Source organism: Metabacillus rhizolycopersici (assembly GCF_020075705.1).
Genome location: NZ_JAIQUM010000217.1, coordinates 1 through 1,206 on the forward strand (window position 1 = coordinate 1; position 1,206 = coordinate 1,206).

The 1,206-nt window shown below is 38.6% G+C and carries 1 protein-coding gene; it reads right to left on the minus strand.

Features of this window, described 5'->3' with window-relative positions:
• Positions 1-959, minus strand: a 959-nt coding sequence (locus K9V48_RS28080) for an IS110 family RNA-guided transposase (RefSeq protein ID WP_224142324.1), incomplete at its 3' end; no start/stop codon positions are given.
• Positions 960-1,206 lie beyond the last annotated feature (247 nt).

A 1,206-nucleotide genomic window follows, 5' to 3' on the forward strand; every position in this document is an offset into this window, starting at 1 on the left:
CCAGATTCGAATACACTAGGATCAACTCCAGCGAAAGCTACAAGTTTCTTAGGATGATTAAATCGATCTATCTCACCAATTTCAGAAATAATCGTTGCCGCGATTTTTTCTCCTATGCCTGGGATAGATTTGATGATATTATATTCTTCAATTTCTTTGGCGAGGGCGTCTATCTCTGCCTCTAACTTTGATAGATGCTCTTTGTACTGAAGAAGAATATTTATATACATACCAAGGCTTAAAATATGACTCTGATAAACAGTCTTTTCAAAAGGATTACGTGCTGCCGCAGCTTTCAGCTGAATCGCTTTTTCATTTGCCCATTTGATGGATCTACTCTTACATACCTCAAATATCTTGTCTGTAATCGCTTCTTCACTTGCCTTCAAAATGTCTTCCGAAGAAGGAAACTTTGAGAGAGTTAAGAGTGAAACCACAGAATATAAATCTCCAAAAACACCTATATATTCAGGAAACACTTGTTCAAGTACAGCTTGAAATTGAAGCTTTGTTTGGATCATAACGCCAGTTATATTTTCATGTTGTCTTGTGAGATTACGAAGGTTTAATAACTGGACTCCACGCCTTTTATAAGGCTCTAACTCCTCTTTATAGTACAGCTCACAGAGAAGATAAGCATCAATGGCATCTGTCTTTACTTTTCTTAAGCTTGATCCTCTTGCCTTATAGGAGATCAATGGATTGATGATAATCAATAAATACCCTCGTTCTTCCAAGTATTGAACAACTGAAGTTTGATAATGCCCAGTAGATTCTAAAATGACTGAAGGTTTCTTTCCAGCCTCTTGCTTTACATACTCAAGAAACGACACAAGTGAACTAAGTCCCTCAAGAGTATGATCTACTTCAAAACTCTTACGGTATGGTTTACCTCTATCCAGAAATGCTTGAACCTGACTTTCCCCTTTAGATATATCCAGACCTATGACTGGGTTCATTTTACATATCCTCCTAATCTAGTGATTTGCCAGTAACCCCTAATTCCTCCATGCAGTGTCACAGCTTCGCTTGTTATACGAGATCTACGTCCCAACCAGCCTAATCATGTTTCTACAAGTAGGGGGCGAACAGTTTAGTTGACGGGGTCGAGCCCCACGAGCAGGTACGTTCTACCCTGGCTACTGTTATAATAAAACCATATAAAAAATGGTCAACCAGAAATATCTGGCTGACCTTATAATACGA